We start from the raw sequence: 19480 nt of genomic DNA on the forward strand, positions 1-19480 counted from the left end.
AATAGCTCATGAACGCAACATTAAAAAAATATTTACTCGTGCTTGGCGTCTTTTTAAGCCAGGTGGCCTTCTCCGATACCGTGCTGGCCGGTCAAACCAATGTCGAGTTGCGCGAAATCAACCAGCTCTCTGAGCAGGGGAATCAGGCAGCAGCGCTGGATCGCGTGAATAACTATTTGGCAGCCAACCCGAAAAATGCCGAAGCCATGTTTATGCGTGGCGTGATTCTGGTCGAGCTGGGCAAGCGGGACGAAGCGATCAAGGCTTTTACCGAATTGACTGACAAATATCCTAGCCTGCCTGAGCCTTATAACAACCTGGCCGTGCTCTATGCGGATCAGGGGCAATATGACAAAGCGAGAAAAGCGCTGGAGTCTGCCATCAAAACGCATCCAAGTTATGCCACGGCCCATGAGAATCTGGGCGATATTTATGCACGTCTGGCCTCTGAGGCTTATGACAAGGCGCTCAAGCTGGATACTTCAAATAGCCGTGCGCAGAATAAGCTGGCCATGATTACGGATCTGTTCGGCGGAAAGCGTGCGCAAGCGCGTCCAGCGACAGCTGTACCACCTGCCGCGAGCGTATCGCCTACGCCGCCCACCAATAATGCGGCTGTGAATCCACCGGCAGCGGTGACGCCACCGGCTGCGACCGCCCCTGTGACCAATAATTCTCCCGTGACAGAGACTAAAAAACCGGTCGTCACTGAAGTAAAACCGCAGGAGATCAAGCCGGCTGAGCCAAAACCAGTAGAGTCCAAGGTCGCTGAGTCCAAGCCAACAGAGTCTAAATCTGCCGACAGTAAATCATCTGCACAACTCGAGCGCGCAGTGTTGGATGCGGTAAACGCCTGGGCGGATGCTTGGGAGGCACAAAATGTAGAGCGCTATCTGAACAGCTATGCCAAAGATTTTAAAACACCCGCAGGTGAGCCGCGCAAACAGTGGGAATCCACGCGTCGTGATCGCGTGAGCCGGCCAAGTAAAATTTCTGTCAAGTTGAGCAATATCGATGTCAGGATGGAGGGCGACAGCAAGGCAAAAGTCACCTTCCGTCAGGCCTATAAAGCAACCGGCCTGGATGCAAACTCAAACAAAACACTCAATATGGTCAAAGAAGGTGGTCGCTGGTTGATTCAGCAAGAGCGTGTAGGCAAGTTTTAAATTGGCGCACTTGCCTCTGGGGGCCTCTTGCATGATGCATGCTGGTGTTCTTGAGGCGGGTCACACCAAAGCCGCACTGCGGCGCCTGGGGCCTGAGCACACGGGTTTTTACTGAAACAATTGTATAATCATGGTATGAGTCGGTTGAGAAAGTACTGTTGTATTGCGTTTGTCAGCGCTGCCCTTTTGCCCTGGAATGCAACTGCGGTTAACCATGAGGCGTTAACCGCCAGGTTGTTCATGCAAAGCAAAAACACCAATGCGGTAGAGCGCATGTTGGTGCAGACCTTGCAGTCTATCAAAGAAGGTCATTTGCAACAGGCGCTGGATTATGTCGATCAGTTACTCGCCATCTCTCCCAATTTTGCACTGGCGCACTTGATTCATGGCGATCTCTTATCCGCCAAAGCCAGAATCCTGCATGGCTTTGGCGATGCGCATGTCGCCGATGTCAGCCGTATCCAGGACTTCAAAGAAGAAGCTGAGATTCGGATTCGTAATTACTTTGACCGCAATCGTGGCTTGACCCAACCGAATCTGCTGGTTGAGTTGTCCGAAAAACAAAGCCATGTCCTGTTTGTCGATACCGCACGCTCCCGTGTCTATGTCTACGAAAAAGGCAATGACAATGAGCTCAAATACATTGCTGACTATTATGTCACGATAGGAAAAAATGGCATCGGCAAAAAAGACCAGGGCGACAAACGTACGCCTATCGGTGTGTATTTTGCTTCGCGCAAACTGAACCGTCCCTTACCAGATTTGTATGGCGATGCGGCTTATCCGCTCAACTACCCGAACGAAATAGATAGCTACGAGCGTAAAACAGGCTCGGGGATCTGGATTCATGGCACCCCACGCGATACCTACAGCCGTCCGCCAAGGGCCAGTGATGGCTGTGTTGTGTTGTCCAATCCTGACATGCAAGCGTTGCAAGGTATTTTGCAAGCTGGCAATACGCCCGTGGTAATCGGGGTGGATTTTCAATGGGTGACACCCGAGTCCGCCCGTCAGCAAGATCGTGCCAAGGCTGATCTCAAACAGGCGATCGAGCGCTGGCGTAAAGACTGGATGGCGCAAAATACAGAGGCTTATCTGTCGCACTACACGCCTGACTTCTTTTACTCTGATGGTGATTTGTCTAAATGGGCCAGTTACAAACGCCAGATTCAAGCGGCCAAGCCCAAGGTCAATATCAATTTGTCTGATGTCAGCATGTTCACCTATCCGAACGCCAAGCGCAATATGGTGGTCGTAGACTTTGAGCAGGAATATATTAGCGCTGCGCTCAGGAATGTCATGAAGAAACGGCAGTACTGGGTGCAGGAAAACGGTGAATGGAAAATTCTTTACGAAGGATCAGCTTAATGCGTGTGTGGTCAAAATTAGTAGGTGTGTGCTTGATGTTGGCTGTGAATCTGGCGATTGCAGCAACGCAGGTCATGTTTGAAACCAATCAGGGTAATTTTACGGTAGAGGTTTATCGTGACAAGGCACCTAAAACCGTGGATAACTTTTTGCAGTATGTGAAAGACGGTTTTTACAGCAATACCATTTTTCATCGTGTGATTGGCCGTTTCATGATTCAGGGCGGAGGCTTTGACCGTGACCTCAACGAAAAGCCGACCCGCGCACCCGTCGTCAATGAGGCGGCCAATGGGTTGATCAACCAGACTGGCACGATTGCCATGGCTCGTACACCAGACCCTAACTCGGCCACCGCCCAGTTTTTCATCAATGTTGCAGATAACCAGTTTTTGGATTACACCAGCCCGGAACCAGACCGTATCGGCTACTGTGTCTTTGGCAAAGTGGTGTCTGGCATGGATGTGGTATTCAAAATCAGCAACTTACCGACAGGTAACCAGCGCGGTTTTTCGGATGTGCCCTATCGTACGGTCATCATCAAACGTGCAACGATAGTCAATTAATTGAGCTTATTGATTGTCGCAACCTTTAATCAACGGAGAATATTTTGGTCAAACTGACGACTAACTTTGGCGATATCACGCTAGAACTCAACGCAGAAAAAGCACCGATCACGGTCGCTAACTTTTTGAGCTATGTAGAAAAAGGCTTTTATGATGGCGTGATTTTTCATCGCGTGATCAAAGACTTCATGATTCAAGGCGGTGGCTTTGATGTCGACATGAAGCAAAAACCAACTGACGCGCCGATCAAAAACGAAGCCGATAATGGCCTCAGCAATGACAAATATACCATTGCCATGGCACGTACCATGGTGCCAGACTCAGCGTCTGCCCAGTTTTTCATCAACGTGAAAGATAACGATTTCCTCAACTTTAGCGCACCCACCACTCAAGGTTGGGGTTACTGCGTGTTCGGTAAAGTGGTCGAAGGCATGGACGTCGTGGATAAAATCACAGCAGTCAAAACAGCTAGCCGCGCTGGTCATCAGGATGTGCCGGTTGAACCTGTGGTGATTGAAAAAGCAGTTTTGGTTGCCTAGGACATGACCACCTGGATCATTTCTGATCTGCACTTGAGTGCGCAAAGGCCTGCGGTAACGCAGGCTTTTTTGCATTGGCTAGACACCGTGGTTAGTCAGGCCAACGCATTGTATATTCTCGGTGATTTTTTTGAGGTCTGGGTGGGTGACGACCTGCTGCAAGACGCCGAGTATGGCCGAGCATTTTTGCCAGTCGTCCAGGCGCTTAGGGCTTTATCAGCACAAGGGGTTCAGCTTTATTTCATGCATGGCAACCGCGACTTCTTAATTGGGGATGCCTTTGCCCAAGCCTGTGGCCTCACTTTACTCAAAGACCCTGCACGCTTGCAGATGGCAGGCAAAAGTCTTCTGTTGAGTCATGGAGATGCGCTATGCACGGACGATGTGGCTTATCAGCAATTTCGTCAGCAGGTGCGCAGTCCGGCCTGGCAACACGCTTTTCTGTCGCAGCCGTTGGCAGCACGCATTGCCTTTGCCCAAGAAGCGCGTAGCCAGAGTGCGCAAAACAAAGCCAGCCAAAGCATGCAGATCATGGATGTGAATGGCGAGGCGGTCAACCAGTTGATTCGCGATAATCACTATCCGGATGTGTTGTTGCATGGCCATACACACCGGCCAGCGATACATCCTTTGCTGGTCGATCAGCATGCCTGTGAGCGTTGGGTGTTAGGGGATTGGCACGAAACCGCAGTGGTGGCACGTTTAGATGCTGCTGAAATGCAGTTGGTGACGTTATCACTTGATGTGTAATTGCTATTTTTCTGCGACTTACTCACTCCGCACATAAAAAAGACAGCGCTTTTAAGCGCTGTCTTTTTTATGTCAGATCCAGGTTCAAACCGTCAAAGAGTTACTTTTTGACTTGTTGACCAAATTCATGCGGACGGACTTGCGCGGCGATTTTATCCAAGACGCCATTGATGTATTTATGGCCGTCTATGCCACCATAAGCTTTGGCGAGCTCCACGCCTTCATTGATCGCGACCCGGTACGGGATGCTGACATCAAACATCAGTTCATAACCTGAAATACGCAAAATGGCATGTTCGATTGGACTCAGTTCTTCGAGTTGACGGTCAATAAACTGGCCGATCATGGCGTCGATTTGCTCGGTCTGCTCGAGTACCCCGGTCAGCAGTTGTTTGAAATACGCTTCATCCGCTTTGAAATAGTCCGGGTCATCCAAACTGTCCAGGCGCAGTTGTTTGACATCGCCCGCATTCATACGGTTGCGGTACAGGGCCTTGAGCGCCAGCTCACGCGATTTTCGGCGGTTTTTACTGCCTTTGCTTTTGCTGGGTGCTGCCTGATCAGCACTCATAGTGCATTCACCAGATTGGCCATTTCAATCGCCACTTGTGCAGCTTCAGCGCCTTTGATGGCCATGCGTGCTTCGGCTTGTTCGTCGTTTTCGGTGGTCAGGATGGCGTTGGCGACGGGCACGCCAGTGTCACGCTGCACTTCGGAAATGCCGCGCGCGGACTCGTTGGACACCACTTCAAAGTGGTAGGTCTCGCCGCGGATGATAGCGCCTAGGGCAATCAGGGCATCGAAGTTTTCTGACAGCGCCATGTGCTGCAGAATCAGGGGCGTTTCGAGCGCACCAGGGACACTGGCAAGCGTAATATCTTCAGCAGCGACGCCCAGTTTGAGCAGTTCTTGTTCGCAGGCGTTAAGCAAACCTGCACCGATATTGTCGTTAAAACGGGAAAGAACGATACCGATTTTTTTACCGGTACCGTCCAGATTTTGGGCAATTTTGTTCACTTTGAGTCCGTGGGTTAACACATAAAAGTGCTATTTTAACCCAAACGGCTGCTTTACGGATTATGCGAACAATGACCAGGCTTTTTGTACGGTCATCCAGATGCCGTAACTGATGGGGATCAGTACCGCCAGCCAGGCCAGTTTTACCAGTATGGCAGGTGTTGGCGTATCTGTTTTAGCCAGACTGACTGCGTTGTCTGCCGGTTTTTTGCCGCTTTGCTGTTCAGCCGCCAGTTCGCTGTCGGACATGAAGTATTTGTCTGCCACTGGCCGGACCAGCAAATTGGCCGTGAAGCCCACCCCAAGCAAAGCCGCCAGCGTCATGAATATCGGCGCATAAATGTCTGCATACGGAACATGAGCCTCCAGCCTTACATCGTGCATGTAGTTGACGATGACGGGCCCCAAAATCCCTGCGGTCGACCAGGCGGTTAACAGGCGGCCATGAATCGCACCGACAAACTGCGTGCCAAACAGGTCTGCCAGGTAGGCGGGAATGGTCGCGAAGCCGCCGCCGTACATGGAGGCGATCACACAAAACACCAGTAGGAACAAGGCTAGCTGATGATGGTTGGCGGCGTAGGTGCCGCAGACATACATCATGATACCCAGCACAAAAAAGATAAAGTAAGTGGTTCTGCGCCCCAGTTTATCGGAAGAGGTGGCCCAGCCGATACGGCCAAAAATATTGAATAGCGAAATGAGACCGACAAAGCCTGCGCCAACAGCGGCTGCTGTGGCGGTTAATGCTTCGTCTGCCTTGATCTCGGCAAAGTCCAGTTGTGGCTGGCCTATCAATACGCCACCAAAGGTCTCTTGTAACATCGGCGCTGCTGCGCCAATAATACCGATGGCTGCGGACACATTCATGCACAAAATCAGCCATAACAGCCAGAACTGTGGCGTTTTATGGGCATTTTTCAAGTGTACATGCCGGGTGGCTACCAGTCGGTTGTGTTGTACATCGGGTGGCGTCCAGCCAGCAGGTTTCCAGTTGGCGGCGGGGACACGGTAACCCAGCGAACCACAAGTCATGAATACCGCGTAAATCAGCGCCAGCACCACAAACGTTTGCCAGACACCAGGGTCTGTCGGTGTGGCAAACATCGCCATCAGCTTAGTCGCCAGAGGTGAGCCTATCATGGCGCCCCCGCCAAAGCCCATAATCGCCAGGCCGGTCGCCATGCCGCGCCGATCTGGGAACCATTTAATCAGGGTGGAAACGGGTGAGATGTAGCCTAGCCCCAAGCCGATGCCGCCAATGACGCCGCTACCCAGCCACATCATCCAGAGTTGATGCTGGTGTATGCCCAGCGCCGAAATCAGTAAACCACCGCACCAGCAAAGCATGGCTACCAGCCCGGCTTTACGCGGTCCTGCCCGTTCCAGCCAGCCGCCCCAAATCGCCGCCGAGCAGCCAAGTAAGACAAAAAATAAGGTATACATCCAGCCCAGATCAAACTGGGTCCAGTTACAGTCGGTGGCGGTCAATGCTTTTGCGGTGCCGGCCAATTTGTCGGCGAAAGTGGATGCGCCTGCAGCACAGGCGGCAACAGGTTTGCCGTCTGGTCCGGTCAATGCATTGCCTAACGGTTTCCAGAACACGCTAAAGCCATAGGCCATGCCTATTGAAAGATGTACTGCCAATGCCGCTGGCGGTACCAGCCAGCGATTAAACTGATTGCCGGCTGTAATGTGTTCTTTGGAAAGATTAATCAAGATAAAGCCCCTCATTTACGTCTGTTACATATTGTTACAATTTGCCCCAAAAGGCAATAACAGTCTTGATTAAATTTATGTGATGTTGTCATTAAAATGTCATAATTCATTCATAAACTGGCGAGCATTCAATTAAGTAGTTTGATCTCAATATTGCTCGAAGGGAGTGTCATGGCTGCAGCGAATATTTTGGTGGTAGAAGACGAACCGGCGATCCAGGAATTGCTGGCGTTGAATATCAAACAGGCGGGGCATCATGCTATCCGTGCCACCAGCGTTGAACATGCACAAATGTTGTTACGCGAAACGATGCCAGACCTGATTTTGCTGGACTGGATGTTGCCTGGCATGAGCGGAATCGAGTTTGCGCGCAGGCTTAAATCTGACAGCATGACCAAAGAAGTGCCGATTATCATGCTCACTGCCCGCGGCGATGAGTTTGACAAGGTGCGTGGTCTCGAAGTGGGGGCGGATGATTATGTGACCAAGCCATTCAGCCCGCGTGAATTAAATGCACGCATCAAGGCCGTGTTGCGCAGACGTGCGCCGCAGATGACAGATGATCCGATTGAAATTGCCGGCTTGCATCTGGACCCGACTACCCATCGTGTGACCGGTCATAATGTCCATATTCCACTGGGCCCTACCGAATTCAAGCTGCTGCATTTCTTCATGACCAATCCTGAGCGTGTGCATAGCCGTACGCAACTGCTGGACAAGGTGTGGGGTGACCGTGTCTTTGTTGAAGACCGTACCGTGGATGTGCATATCCGTCGTTTACGCAACGCACTGGTGGCCTCCAATCATCAGGAAATGATTCAGACTGTCCGCGGTTCAGGCTACCGTTTCTCCGTGCATACCGATCCTGGTACGCAATAAGCATTCTTCCTTAATTTGACAAAATACGAGCAAGACCATGGGTCTTGCTCTACCATCCGGCAGGGTGTCGTGATACGCTTGCGCCTGTTTCATTTTTTTAATGGCAAGGCCCATGAACGCTGCTGCAAATGCTTCCTTGAATGAGTCACTTTACCGCTGGTTGATCCGGCTGTTTTGGCTTGTACTGGTCGCATGGGTGGCGTTGACCTTCCGTCAGCATGGCATCAGCAATGATGAGTATGTGCAGCATACCTATGGCCAAATGCTGCTCGACTGGTATCAGTCGGGATTCAAGGACCAGGACGCTTTTCATTACCGTAATCTTTATCTCTATGGCGGCCTGTTCGATATTATCGCGGCCGCACTCGACCCCTATATCCCGGTCATGATCTGGGATATCCGACACCTGCTCTCGGCCTTGTTTGGCTTGCTTGGTTTTTATGGTGTCTCGCAATTTGGCCGGTTGCTAGGCGGCCCCCGTCTGGCACTGTTGGCAATGACCATGTTGTTTTTGACGGTGTCGTGGTCAGGCACCATGTTTACCCATACCAAAGATGTTCCGTTTGCGACCTGCATGCTGTGGGCGCTGTATGCCACCGCCTTGGTGGTGCGCGACATGGAACTGGTGAGTGGCAGAGTCATTGTCCTGCTTGGCTTTGCGGTCGGCGGTGCGCTTGGCTTGCGCGTGGGCGGCGCCTTTGCCGTGATTTACCTGGTTTTGCTGGTCATGCTGCGGGCCTGGCTCGATCACAGGCAACTGCATACCCCGATATTTTCGCGCCTGGTGCGTATGGTGTGGGTGTTGCTGCCTGCGGCAGTGCTGGCGTTTGTGTTTATGGCCATGTGCTGGCCGTGGAGCGTGATCGAGGCCGACAACATGCTGGAGGCGGCCAAGTCGTTCTCCCATTTTGACTTTAATATGCAAACCATCGCCAACGGGGTGGTGTATAACATCAGCGAAGTTCCACGCAGCTATTTGTTCCAGTATCTGGCGGTGAAGTTGCCTGAGGCAGCGCTATTGGCGTTTGCCGGGGTTGTCCTGCTATGGCTGCTGAATAGACGGTCACTGCGCCTGGCCGACAACGCAACACGCATGGCTATGTATACGCTGTTGATGGGCATCCTGTTTCCGCTGGTCTTTGTCATGGATGACCGTCCAGCTTTGTACAATGGTGTCCGTCACTTTACCTTTATCTTGCCCTTGCTGGCCATCTTGTCTGCCTGGTCTGTGCTCGCGGTTTGGCAGGCCTGCGCGCAGTGCACATCGTCCTTGCATTATCACGCACAGGCACTGTGGGCGGGGGTTATCGCCGGGCTCATGCTGGTGACGCTGGTGGATATTGTGCAAATGCATCCGTATCAATACGTCAGGTTAAATCGTCTGGTTGGCGATCAGGCACAAGCACAGTTCAAATGGGAGGGCGATTACTGGTCCAGCGCCCTGCGGGCGGCTGCGGCCCAACTCACGGCCCTGCATTTGCCCGCGCGCAGCCAGCCTTATTGGGTGGCTGCCTGTGTGGATACGCCACAAATTGAGCCCTATCTGGATGGTCGCTTCAGTGTCACCCGCCGCTGGGAGGAAGCAGATTTTTTCCTCTCCACCACCAATATGCATTGCCACGAGGTCATGCAAGGCAAACTCATCAGTGGCATCCAGCGCGATGGCATGTGGCTGGCGGTAGTCAAGGACCGTCGTCACTTGCAAGGGGCGGATCGCAAAGCGACGCCAGCCAAAAACTAACCGCAATCCGCTACAATAGTCCCAGTTATTTTTGAGTATGACGCCATGACCACTGCTGTTAGCCATCGCCAATCTGCCCAGCCGCATATGACGGTGATGGTGCCTGCTTACAACGAAGAAAAAAATATTGCAAAAACCTTGCAAAATATCCGGCAAGATTTGCAGCAAATGTCGCCCAACTGGGACATTGTCGTGGTGGATGACGGTAGCCGTGATCAGACCTCACTCGTGGTGCAGTCGCTGGTGGACGAGTGTCGTGTGACCCTGGTCAAGTTCTCCCGCAACTTTGGCAAGGAAAACGCCATCAGCGCTGGCCTGACTTATGCCAAGGGTGAGATCGTCATTTGTATGGATGCCGATGGTCAGCACGCTTCAGATCTGATGTACACCATGCTGGAAAAGTGGCGCGAGGGATATGACATGGTCTATGCCGTGCGTCAGGACCGCGAGCAGGAATCGCCTTTCAAACTCTGGGGATCTCGGCTGTTTTATCGCATGATGAGTAGCAGCACCCATGTGGAAATCCCACGCGACGCCGGTGATTTCCGCCTGATGGACCGTAAAGTGGTTGATGCGCTGTGTGCACTGCCAGAACGCAACCGCTTCATGAAAGGTATCTATGCCTGGGTTGGCTACAAGTCGATCGGCATTCCGTACACCCCATTGCCGCGGTTGCATGGTGAAAGTGCTTATTCAAAACTCAAGCTGATTGCCTTGGCCTGGACTGGCATTACCAGTTTCTCGGTGTTGCCTTTACGTCTGGCCAGCCTGACTGGTGCCACCCTGGCTATTCTGGCGTTTGCCTATGGTTTGCTGGTGGTCATTGATGCGCTATTTTTTCATGAGTCTGTTCCTGGATGGCCCACCGTCGTTGCCAGCATGATGTTCCTGTCCGGCGTACAGTTGTTGTTTATCGGCGTGCTTGGCGAATATCTGGCGCGTGTTTATGATGAGGTCAAAGGGCGGCCACCCTACATTGTGGCAGAAGTCGTCACGCCTGCGCCATCAGCGGATTCCCGCTAAGCGTCCCATGCGTGCCTCGGTACTCGGGTTTGTCAGTGTTGGTGCCTTCGCGGCCGCCGTCCATTATGTCATGGCGCTACTGGCACATGCCTGGGGCCTGTCACCGGCACAGGCGAATTGGATCGGCTTTTTATGCGCATTTCCGGTCAGTTACCTCGGTCATCGGCTATGGTCTTTTCGCGGCACACAAGCCAATCATCTGGCGGCATTCTGCAAGTTTTTTGCGGTGGCCTTATTGGGGTTCTTTGGCAATCAGGCCCTGTTATGGCTGGGGCTGAACTATACGCCGCTGCCTTTCTGGCTGGTGCTCGGCTGCGTGATGGTGATGGTCGCGGCAAGCACCTGGCTGCTCAGCCGCTTTTGGGCGTTTCAACACCATGAGGGCCAAGCATGACGCAGCTGATTATTTGTGCAGATGATTATGCACAGTCCGCCGAGATTGATGACGCCATCCTGGCCTTGATCGAGCGCGGCGTATTGACCGCCACCTCTTGCATGACCTTGAGTCCGCGTTGGTCAGAGAGTGCCCGGCATGTCACGCCAGCCATCCGCAATTTGGCAGACATCGGCTTGCATCTTGATTTCACGCAGTACGCGCACACCTCACGCTTTGCACATCCCGTCCTGATCATGCGCAGCCTGTGCGGCATGCTCAATCCTGCAGATGTGACGTCGAATATCACACAGCAACTGGATGCCTTTGAAGCGGCCTTGCACACGCCGCCTGATTATATTGATGGTCACTTGCATGTGCATCAGTTGCCAATGATCCGCGAATCGTTGATCACACTCATGCAACAACGCTATGGCCATCTGCCCGTGGATCAACGTCCCTGGCTGCGTATTTCCAGCCCGCCAGCAGCAACCGGTCTCAAGGCGCGCATTATTCATTGGCTAGGCGCACAAGCCTTGCAGCGACAGGCAAGTGCGGCTGGTTTCCGGGTCTCGCCAGTATTATTAGGCGTCTATGATTTTCAGGGCGATGCTGCTGCCTATCAGGCGCACTGGATAGAATGGGCCAGACAACTCAAGCAACTGGCGCCTGTCAGGCAAAACGAATTGCCACCCGTCCTCATGTGCCATCCTGCCCGGCCAACACAGACGGTGGATCCCTTGGACCCCATCGCCATTGCGCGCATGATCGAGTGGCAAGTCATGCAGTCCGCTGATTTTTCAGCCTGGCTTAAGATGGCAGACCTGCAGCCGGTCAAAGGCTACCCGAAAGGCCTGCCATGCGCGTAATCACCGCCTGGCTCAGCCAGGCCTCGTTGATGCAACAAGCCGTTCTCTCGTGTCTGTTAGGCGCGTTAACGGTGCTTGGCTTTGCGCCGTTTAACCTGTTTTGGCTACCGTGGCTGACGCTGGCAGCCTTGCTAGTACTTTGGCAGCAGGCGGCCACGCCCGCGCAAGTGTTCAGGCTGGGCCTGGCATTTGGCTTGGGCTTATACGGTGTTGGTATCTACTGGATTTATATCAGCTTGCATACCTTTGGCGGCATGCCCTGGTGGTTTGCCGGGTTTTGTACCTTTTGTCTGTGCGCCTTCATGGCGCTGTTCCCGGCCATCGCGGGTTACCTGGCAAAGAAAGTCGGTCATCTGCTATGGTCTGCGCCACTGCTATGGGCCTTGTCAGACTGGGTGCGTAGCTGGATTTTTACCGGGTTCCCCTGGTTGACCTTGGGGTACAGTCAGGCACCAGATAGCCCGCTCAGCGGTTTTCTGCCTGTCGTTGGCGTCTATGGCGTCTCGACCTTGCTCATGCTGGGGGCTGCCAGTCTTGCTTGCCTGCTGATCACGCCGCAGCGTAAACCGGCCTTCATCATGCTCGCGCTATTGTGGCTAGGCGGCAGCCTGCTGACACTGGTGCCGTGGACGCAGCCTACGGGAAAACCTGTCTCGGTCGCCTTGCTGCAAGGCAATATTAGCCAAACCATCAAATGGTCGCCTGAGCACGCGGAACAGACCTTGCGACAGTATTTCGACATGGTGCAGCAAACCCAGGCCCAATTGATTGTGCTGCCCGAAACCGCCTTGCCGGTGCTGCTCGACCAACTTGCGCCCAGCTATCTCGATGCTCTCAAACAGCACGCAGTACAGCAAAAAGGCGACCTCTTGGTGGGCGTTGTTGAGTCCAAACAAGACCAGTACTTTAATAGCGCCCTCAGCCTGGGCAGCTCTCCCACACAGTCATACTCCAAAAGCCACCTGGTGCCTTTTGGCGAATTTATTCCGCTTAAAAGCCTGTTCGGCTGGATATACCGTGACTGGCTGCATATGCCGCTCAGCGATTTATCCCGCGGCACATCGAAACAGCCATTGCTGATTGCCGGGCAAAAAGTCGGCGTCAATATTTGCTATGAAGACGTGTTTGGCGAAGAAATTGCCCAGCAACTGCCGCAAGCCGAGCTCTTGGTCAATATCAGCAACGATGCCTGGTATGGACAATCATTTGCGGCCGACCAGCATATGCAATTCAGCCAGGTGCGCGCCATTGAAACCGGACGGATGGTGTTGCGCAGCACCAATACGGGCGCCACCGCCATCATCGATAAAAATGGCCAGGTATTGCAGCATGCACCGCATGATGAGGCGGTGATTTTGACGGGTGAAGCGCAGAGCTACCAAGGACAGACGCCTTATGTTTGGTGGGGGAATTGGGCGTTTTTGGTCTTGAGTGCGGCAGGATTGATCTGGATTAGGGTCAGAAGGTAATTCTTGCTGCTTGCGTTTGCGGATTGAAGTAGACCAGTCTTGTCGTGAGCGCAGCCAGGTCTGCGTGGATTTGGTAGGCGATTCTTAGGGCATTCTGTGTCCACATCATGGTTGATTGATAGAGTAGTAGAGTGGGCATGGATGCCCACGCGGATAGTTGCTTGTAATCTGTGATGTTCTATTTCGCCACTCGGCGAGTGATTTTTCTTTGCTTGCCCAAAGAGCAAGTCAGCAAAAGAAAGTGCACCCGAGTTTCTGCTGATTCCCTGCGGTGCTCGGCTTAGGGATTTCGTCCATTGCTTTGCCGGACTGAGGCTAAGCGCTCGCGAAACTCATCTTGGCTAGAACTGCCAATACGGCTTCACCTGAAGCTCAGCCTATGCCGCAACACTATGCAGGACGAGGTGACCTTCTGGAGGTAAGTCACTGGTCTAAAGGCAAAAAGATTGCCTGACTAGTCAGCCAAACATCAAGGCGAAGAAGAATTGCTTGCTCATTTAAACCCTTTTTTTCCTACCAAAAAAGTGCTGATACAAAATCGGCAAGACAAACAATGTTAAAAAGGTCGCGGTGATGAGGCCACCAATCACCACAATGGCTAATGGCCGTTGAATCTCAGCGCCTGGTCCAGTGGCAAACAATAAGGGAATCAAGCCAAAGGCGGTGATGCTGGCGGTCATGAGTACTGGCCGTAGGCGGCGTTTGGCGCCTTCGTAGGCGATGAGGCTGGCGGCCATCCCTTGTTCAGCCAGGTGTTGGAAGTGACTGACCATCACGACGCCATTTAGTACGGCGATCCCTAGCAGCGCGATAAAGCCGACCGAGGCTGGGACAGACAGGTATTCACCTGACAGCCACAGTGCGAATACGCCACCGATCATGGCAAATGGGATGTTGGCGAGTATGAGCAGGGCTTTGGGCAGGGAGCCGAAGGTCATGAACAGCAGCAGGGCAATCAGTGTGACCGCAATCGGGATGACGATGCTAAGCCGTGCGGCGGCACGTTGCTGGTTTTCAAACTGGCCGCCCCATTTCAGCCAGTAGCCTTCGGGTAGCGTTACTTGCTGTGCCACTTTTTGCTTGGCTTCTTCTACAAAGCTGACCAGATCGCGCCCTTTGACATTGGCGGTGACGACGACCATGCGGTTGCCGCGTTCGCGGTCTATCTTGACCGGGCCTTCTTCGCGCACGACGTGGGCGACGCTGGAAAGGGGGACGGTATCGCCTTGTGGCAGCGCCAGCATGAGCTGGCTGAAGTCGGCGGCGGATTCGCGCACGATCTGGCTGCCGCGCAGCAAGATCGGGGTGCGGCGGTTGCCTTCCAGCACGATACCCAGCAATTTGCCTTCGAGCTGGCTTTGCAGCAGGGTGTTGATGTCCGCCACGCTAAGGCCGAGTCGGCCGGCGGCGACGCGGTCTATCTTGATTTGCAAATATTGCACGCCACTGTTTTGCGGGGTATAGACATCCTGATTGCCCGGGATGGATTCAAGCACTTTGATGATTTGCTGCGCTTTCTGGTCAAGTACGTTGAGGTCTGTCCCAAAGATTTTGAGCGCCAAATCACCACGCACACCGAGGATCATTTCGTTTACGCGCATTTCGATCGGTTGCGTGAAGTTGTAATCCAGGCCTGGAATGCTGTGCATGACCTGGCGTAGCTTTTCGATCAGCGTGGCTTTGTCTGGCACTTGCCATTGGTCACGCGGTTTGAGCACCAGAAAATTATCGGTCTGATTCACGCCCATCGGGTCCAGGCCCAGTTCATCAGCGCCCGCCCTGGAGTAAACGCCTTCGAGTTCTGGCACTTGTTGTAGCAGGGTTTGTTGCAGATGGTTATCTGTTGCGATGCTTTGTTGCAGCGAGATAGAGGGCAGTTTTTCGGTGCCGATGATGATGTCGCCTTCATCCATGGTGGGCATAAAGGTTTTGCCGATCAGCGGATAGACGGCGCCGGTGAGCACCAGCAGGATAACCGCGGCTAAAAGCACAGGGCGCTTATGTTGCATGGCCGTGTTCAGTGCGCTGGCATACCAGTGATTGAGGTGCCGGATCAACCATGGCTCTTCGTTGGCCTGGTCGCGGATGAGGAACGAGGCCAGTACCGGAATAATGGTGAGCGATAGCAACAACGATGAACCTAGAGCGAAAATAATGCTCAGCGCCACCGGCGCAAACAGCTTGCCTTCCAACCCTTGCAGACTGAGTAAGGGGAGAAATACGGTCATGATGATGATCATACCGGCACTGACAGGCACACTGACCTCGCGCATGGCCGCGAGAATGATGCCGAGTTTATCTGTGGTGGGTGAGGCTTGCTTGTGCGCCAGATGTTCGACGATGTTTTCGACCACCACCACGGCAGAGTCGACCAACATGCCAATGGCGATGGCAAGGCCCCCCAATGACATGAGATTGGCTGACATGCCATATTGCTGCATGAGCCAAAAGGTGGCGAGCATGGCCAGGGGCAAGGCGCAGGCAACGGTGAGCGCTGCACGCAGGTTTCCTAAAAACAGTACCAGTAAAATCAGCACCAGCACTACCGCTTCCATCAGCGCCTTGTTCACCGTGTGTACCGCGTGTTCGACCAGATTACCACGGTCATAAAACACATGAATATTGACGCCCTTGGGGAGGGTGGGGGCGATTTCATCCAGTTTGGCACGTACGCCTTCCACCACTTGTCTGGCGTTCGCGCCCCTCAAGCCCAACACCAGGCCTTCCACCGCTTCACCTTTACCGTTACGGCTGACGGCACCGTAACGGGTCAATTCCCCGATGCGGACTTCGGCAACATCCGCGATGCGTATGGGGCTGCCCTGGTGACCTTTGAGCACGGTATGGCGCACATCATCCAGCGTCTTGAAGGCGCCTTCAGCACGTACCAGTAAAGACTCTTCGCCATCCTTGAGGCGGCCTGCTCCATCGTTGCGGTTGTTTTCGCTGATGGCTTGTTGCAGTTCGCTCAAGGCGACGCCACGTGCCTGCAGCTTGGTGTTATCCGGCACGATTTCAAAGCTGCGCACCAGTCCGCCCAGGGCATTGACATCGGCCACGCCAGGCACGGTGCGCAAACGTGGACGAATCACCCAGTCCAGGAGCGAGCGCTTTTCCTGCAGGCTGAGCGTGTCCGACTCTATGGTGAACATGAACATCTCACCAAGCGGGGTGGTCATGGGGGCGATGCCGCCAGAAATCTCGGCGGGCAAGTTGGGCCAGGCATTGTTGAGCCGCTCGGTGACTTGCTGTCGCGCCCAGTAGATATCGGTGCCGTCTTCAAAGTCGATGGTGATGTCGGTCAGGGCATATTTCGCCACCGCGCGTAAACTGGTTTGTTTGGGGATGCCCAGCATCTCGACTTCAATCGGTGCGGTAATTCGCGTCTCAACTTCTTCAGGCGTCATGCCCGGTGATTTGATGATAATTTTGACTTGCGTCGAAGAGACGTCCGGGAAGGCGTCAATGGCAATGGTCTGATAAGCGGTCCAGCCTGCGAACAGCAGGCCGATCGCAAACACGCACACCAGTAGCCGCTGCTTGAGCGAGGTTTCAATGAGCCAGTTCAACATGCTTATTCTCCCCCCATGCCCAGCCAATAGCCTTTTAAGGCGGCTACGCCATGCGTGGCGATACGCTCATTGCCGGTTAAATCGGCTTTGATAATGAGCTGTTGGTCTTCTTCCAGCAGAATGTTGACGGGCATGACGGTCACGCCGTTGGCTTGTTGCACAAAAATCAGGGCCTGTTCGCCTTGGCGGGCCACCGCCGTTCTCGGGACGGCAAAACTGTGTTGTGTCGTATGCTCAACCAGCGCCACATCTACGATTTGCCCGATAGAAAGTTGCTCGGCGCCTTCGCTAATCACGGCACGGACTTGCGTGGTTTGGTTGTTTTTGTTGAGCTTGCGCAACACGGTTTCAACTTTGGCGCTCAGCCCCAACTTGGGCAATTTGACGGCTGTGCCAGGCGTCAGTGTGCTGGCCTGAGCAATCGGCAGCTGCATCATCAGCCATAACGGCTTGGGATTCATGATCGTGAAAATCGGCATGGCCATGTCCACGCGTGCGCCTACGGATTGCTGCTGATCCATGATTTGGCCGCTGATAGGCGCAATAATGACCATGCCGTTTTGCATGCTGCGTTTTTGCGCCAGCTGATGGATTTGCGTTTCGCTCAGGCCAGACAGCTTGAGGGTTTGTTGCCGCTCATGCATGAGCGCCTGGCTGGTTTCATAGGCGCTTTGGGTTTCCTGCATCCGGCGCTGGGCAATGATGCCGTCCTTGAACAATTCCTGGTCACGTTTGAGGGCTTGCTCATGCAGTCTGGCCTGGGTTTCTGCTTGCAGATAATTACTTTGCAAGGCGATCAGGTCCGGGCTGCTGAGCTGGCCGATGACCTGGCCTTGTTTCACACTATCGCCGACACTGACATTCAGTTTAGTAATCAGGCCGGCTTGTGGCGCGGTGACCACGCGTGTTTGCGTGGGCGGCAAGACGACTTCTGCGGGATAGCTGGCAGAAAGACCGGTTTGCTGGGCTTTCAACGGCCCCCATTGCACCTGCATTTGCTGCAGTTGTGACGCGGTCAGTGGCAAGCGTGTGGCCGCCAGGGTGTTCAAGGACAGGCAAGCCGCGAGCGTGAATAACAGTATTTTTTTCATGGGAGGACTCCTACGGCCTGATTGTATTTGGCGATATTCCATTGCACTTGAAGTTGCTGGCTGCTCAAACTGCGTTCAGCTTCAAAAGCCAGCAGTTGCAGGCGTAATAATTGGTTGAGGTCAAGCTCGCCCAGCCGATAAGCTTTGCGTGCCAGCGCAAAATTTTCACTGGCGATGGCTTGTTGTTGCTCGATGACGGCGAGCTCCTGGCGGCTGACATGCAGGTTGTGCTCAGCCTCGTGCAGGCTGTTTTCGAGCTGGCGGCGCAGGGTTTCCAGTTGCATGCGGGCATCGCCTATATTTTGTTCTGCATTGGCAATCAGGGGCGCACGCTGCACTTCGCTTTGCAGCGGGATGTTGACATAAAGCCCCATGCTGCCATTGAACTTGCTATCAAACCCTCCTTGCATAGTGCGCGTGTTAACCGTGAGCGTCGGGTTTTGCCGCTGCTCTATCATGGTCAGGTCACGCTGCCCTTCTGCCAGCTTGACTTTTGCTTGGGCTGCCAGCCAAAACGGGGATTCTGTATAGCCTTCACGGCTGGAGAGGGATTCTTCGAGGCGGGCTGGCATTTCATTCAGACCGGTCAACTGCTGGTAGCGGAATTGCGCATGCATGAGTTCTGCCTGTGCCGTGATCCACAAGCGCTCAGCCTGCAAGGTTTCCTGGCTGGTTTGCATCACCTCGAGTCTGGCCACCTCTCCCGCCCGAAAGCGTTTTTGCACATCCTCGGCAATGCTGCGCAAGGTGTCGCGTCTGCTTTCTGCCAGACGCAACTCATTACGGCGCATGGCAATCTCCCAAACCGCATTGCGCAACAAGTCTGCCGCCAGTTGTTGCAGGCTGGCCTGGTCCTGTGACAGGCTGTTATCAGCCAAACTGGCCACCTGGCTACGCGCTTCGCGTTGCCCCGGTAGCCAGATCGGGATTTGCATTTGTGCTTGCCATTCGCGCTCATCGCGATCACTCAGCCAGGCATCGTTTTGATGAGAGAAACCGACGCTAGGTGCCAGGGGCAACCAGCTTTTTGCCATGATTTTGCGTGCGTTGACCATTTGCTGATGCGCGGCCAGCAAGGCTTGTTGCGGGTGAATGGCCACCACCTGCTGCAAAACCTCGTGCAGTGACAGGCGTGCATTGAGCGCCACGGTATCTTCGTGCTCGGTAGGATGCTGGGCGACACTGGCGGGCAATTTCTCGGCCAGCGCTGGTTGCGCAAGCCAGACGCCGCAGGCGGCAAGCCAGGCGATCAGCAGGGAGCGGTTGACTCCCCTAACTAAATGAAACATAGAGACTCCTGAATAAAACAGGCAAACGGATGGCTAATGCCAACCGGTGCTA

The 19480-nt window shown here is 53.8% G+C and carries 17 protein-coding genes; 11 read left to right on the top strand and 6 right to left on the bottom strand.

Annotated elements, in window-relative coordinates; all coding sequences use genetic code 11:
- Positions 1–8: 8 nt before the first annotated feature.
- From ACT53D_RS13050 to ACT53D_RS13070, 5 genes are all read left to right on the top strand, one after another.
- Positions 9–1166, top strand: a complete 1158-nt coding sequence (locus tag ACT53D_RS13050) for a nuclear transport factor 2 family protein (protein WP_476156580.1) — start codon at positions 9–11, stop codon at positions 1164–1166.
- 120 nt (positions 1167–1286) lie between these two features.
- On the top strand, positions 1287–2534 hold the full coding sequence (locus tag ACT53D_RS13055; RefSeq protein ID WP_194749288.1) for a L,D-transpeptidase family protein: 1248 nt from the start codon (positions 1287–1289) through the stop codon (positions 2532–2534).
- Between the two features lie 35 nt (positions 2535–2569).
- Positions 2570–3097 carry a peptidylprolyl isomerase gene (locus ACT53D_RS13060; RefSeq protein ID WP_409934474.1) on the top strand — a complete coding sequence of 176 codons (528 nt, stop codon included), beginning with the start codon at positions 2570–2572 and terminating at the stop codon, positions 3095–3097.
- 44 nt (positions 3098–3141) lie between these two features.
- A complete protein-coding gene (locus ACT53D_RS13065; protein WP_313985980.1) occupies positions 3142–3636 on the top strand; it encodes a peptidylprolyl isomerase in 495 nt (164 codons plus the stop codon).
- A gap of 3 nt (positions 3637–3639) precedes the next feature.
- The gene (locus tag ACT53D_RS13070; protein ID WP_476156583.1) at positions 3640–4386 is read left to right on the top strand and encodes a UDP-2,3-diacylglucosamine diphosphatase; all 747 of its coding nucleotides are present in this window, start codon (positions 3640–3642) and stop codon (positions 4384–4386) included.
- Between the two features lie 100 nt (positions 4387–4486).
- Here the strand turns inward: ACT53D_RS13070 and nusB are convergent, their stop codons facing one another.
- Genes nusB through ACT53D_RS13085 form a run of 3 tightly spaced genes read right to left on the bottom strand, consistent with a single transcriptional unit; the run spans position 4487 to position 7137 of the window.
- The gene (nusB, locus tag ACT53D_RS13075) at positions 4487–4957 is read right to left on the bottom strand and encodes a transcription antitermination factor NusB (protein ID WP_476156584.1); all 471 of its coding nucleotides are present in this window, start codon (positions 4955–4957) and stop codon (positions 4487–4489) included.
- The gene (ribH, locus tag ACT53D_RS13080; protein ID WP_194749293.1) at positions 4954–5403 is read right to left on the bottom strand and encodes a 6,7-dimethyl-8-ribityllumazine synthase; all 450 of its coding nucleotides are present in this window, start codon (positions 5401–5403) and stop codon (positions 4954–4956) included. Before ribH ends, nusB begins: the two co-directional genes overlap by 4 nt.
- Before the next feature lie 60 nt (positions 5404–5463).
- Positions 5464–7137 (bottom strand): OFA family MFS transporter, encoded by a 1674-nt coding sequence (locus ACT53D_RS13085; RefSeq protein WP_476156585.1) that lies wholly within the window; start codon positions 7135–7137, stop codon positions 5464–5466.
- A gap of 156 nt (positions 7138–7293) precedes the next feature.
- On the opposite strand from ACT53D_RS13085, the gene phoB reads away from it, so the two are divergent.
- The 6 genes from phoB (at position 7294) to lnt (ending at position 13476) form a co-directional block, all read left to right on the top strand.
- Positions 7294–8001 carry a phosphate regulon transcriptional regulator PhoB gene (phoB, locus tag ACT53D_RS13090; RefSeq protein WP_194749295.1) on the top strand — a complete coding sequence of 236 codons (708 nt, stop codon included), beginning with the start codon at positions 7294–7296 and terminating at the stop codon, positions 7999–8001.
- Between the two features lie 112 nt (positions 8002–8113).
- Positions 8114–9742 carry an ArnT family glycosyltransferase gene (locus tag ACT53D_RS13095; protein WP_476156587.1) on the top strand — a complete coding sequence of 543 codons (1629 nt, stop codon included), beginning with the start codon at positions 8114–8116 and terminating at the stop codon, positions 9740–9742.
- 45 nt (positions 9743–9787) lie between these two features.
- Positions 9788–10765, top strand: a complete 978-nt coding sequence (locus tag ACT53D_RS13100; protein ID WP_275356638.1) for a glycosyltransferase family 2 protein — start codon at positions 9788–9790, stop codon at positions 10763–10765.
- A gap of 7 nt (positions 10766–10772) precedes the next feature.
- A complete protein-coding gene (locus ACT53D_RS13105; RefSeq protein WP_275356639.1) occupies positions 10773–11159 on the top strand; it encodes a GtrA family protein in 387 nt (128 codons plus the stop codon).
- Positions 11156–12007 carry a ChbG/HpnK family deacetylase gene (locus tag ACT53D_RS13110; RefSeq protein ID WP_476156589.1) on the top strand — a complete coding sequence of 284 codons (852 nt, stop codon included), beginning with the start codon at positions 11156–11158 and terminating at the stop codon, positions 12005–12007. Before ACT53D_RS13105 ends, ACT53D_RS13110 begins: the two co-directional genes overlap by 4 nt.
- Positions 11998–13476: an apolipoprotein N-acyltransferase gene (gene lnt / locus ACT53D_RS13115; protein WP_476156591.1), complete on the top strand. Its 1479-nt coding sequence runs from the start codon at positions 11998–12000 to the stop codon at positions 13474–13476. Before ACT53D_RS13110 ends, lnt begins: the two co-directional genes overlap by 10 nt.
- Positions 13477–13973: 497 nt before the next feature.
- Here the strand turns inward: lnt and ACT53D_RS13120 are convergent, their stop codons facing one another.
- From ACT53D_RS13120 to ACT53D_RS13130, 3 genes are read right to left on the bottom strand one after another with little or no spacing between them, the layout of a single operon-like run.
- Positions 13974–17048 (bottom strand): efflux RND transporter permease subunit, encoded by a 3075-nt coding sequence (locus ACT53D_RS13120; protein ID WP_476156593.1) that lies wholly within the window; start codon positions 17046–17048, stop codon positions 13974–13976.
- Positions 17049–17050: 2 nt separating this feature from the next.
- Positions 17051–18139 (bottom strand): efflux RND transporter periplasmic adaptor subunit, encoded by a 1089-nt coding sequence (locus tag ACT53D_RS13125; protein WP_476156595.1) that lies wholly within the window; start codon positions 18137–18139, stop codon positions 17051–17053.
- Complete coding sequence (locus ACT53D_RS13130; RefSeq protein WP_476156597.1) at positions 18136–19428, bottom strand: TolC family protein; 1293 nt, start codon at positions 19426–19428, stop codon at positions 18136–18138. Before ACT53D_RS13130 ends, ACT53D_RS13125 begins: the two co-directional genes overlap by 4 nt.
- Between the last annotated feature and the right edge of the window lie 52 nt (positions 19429–19480).

This window comes from Methylophilus sp. DMC16 (assembly GCF_056314045.1).

What these genes read in the sequence shown, in the direction of transcription:
- ACT53D_RS13050 (WP_476156580.1), top strand. Translation starts at nt 9, where the DNA reads ATGAACGCAACATTAAAAAAATATTTACTCGTGCTTGGCGTCTTTTTA.
- ACT53D_RS13060 (WP_409934474.1), top strand. Translation starts at nt 2,570, where the DNA reads ATGTTGGCTGTGAATCTGGCGATTGCAGCAACGCAGGTCATGTTTGAA.
- ACT53D_RS13070 (WP_476156583.1), top strand. Translation starts at nt 3,640, where the DNA reads ATGACCACCTGGATCATTTCTGATCTGCACTTGAGTGCGCAAAGGCCT.
- nusB (WP_476156584.1), bottom strand. Translation starts at nt 4,957, where the DNA reads ATGAGTGCTGATCAGGCAGCACCCAGCAAAAGCAAAGGCAGTAAAAAC.
- ACT53D_RS13085 (WP_476156585.1), bottom strand. Translation starts at nt 7,137, where the DNA reads ATGAGGGGCTTTATCTTGATTAATCTTTCCAAAGAACACATTACAGCC.
- phoB (WP_194749295.1), top strand. Translation starts at nt 7,294, where the DNA reads ATGGCTGCAGCGAATATTTTGGTGGTAGAAGACGAACCGGCGATCCAG.
- ACT53D_RS13095 (WP_476156587.1), top strand. Translation starts at nt 8,114, where the DNA reads ATGAACGCTGCTGCAAATGCTTCCTTGAATGAGTCACTTTACCGCTGG.
- ACT53D_RS13100 (WP_275356638.1), top strand. Translation starts at nt 9,788, where the DNA reads ATGACCACTGCTGTTAGCCATCGCCAATCTGCCCAGCCGCATATGACG.
- ACT53D_RS13105 (WP_275356639.1), top strand. Translation starts at nt 10,773, where the DNA reads ATGCGTGCCTCGGTACTCGGGTTTGTCAGTGTTGGTGCCTTCGCGGCC.
- ACT53D_RS13110 (WP_476156589.1), top strand. Translation starts at nt 11,156, where the DNA reads ATGACGCAGCTGATTATTTGTGCAGATGATTATGCACAGTCCGCCGAG.
- lnt (WP_476156591.1), top strand. Translation starts at nt 11,998, where the DNA reads ATGCGCGTAATCACCGCCTGGCTCAGCCAGGCCTCGTTGATGCAACAA.
- ACT53D_RS13120 (WP_476156593.1), bottom strand. Translation starts at nt 17,048, where the DNA reads ATGTTGAACTGGCTCATTGAAACCTCGCTCAAGCAGCGGCTACTGGTG.
- ACT53D_RS13125 (WP_476156595.1), bottom strand. Translation starts at nt 18,139, where the DNA reads ATGAAAAAAATACTGTTATTCACGCTCGCGGCTTGCCTGTCCTTGAAC.
- ACT53D_RS13130 (WP_476156597.1), bottom strand. Translation starts at nt 19,428, where the DNA reads ATGTTTCATTTAGTTAGGGGAGTCAACCGCTCCCTGCTGATCGCCTGG.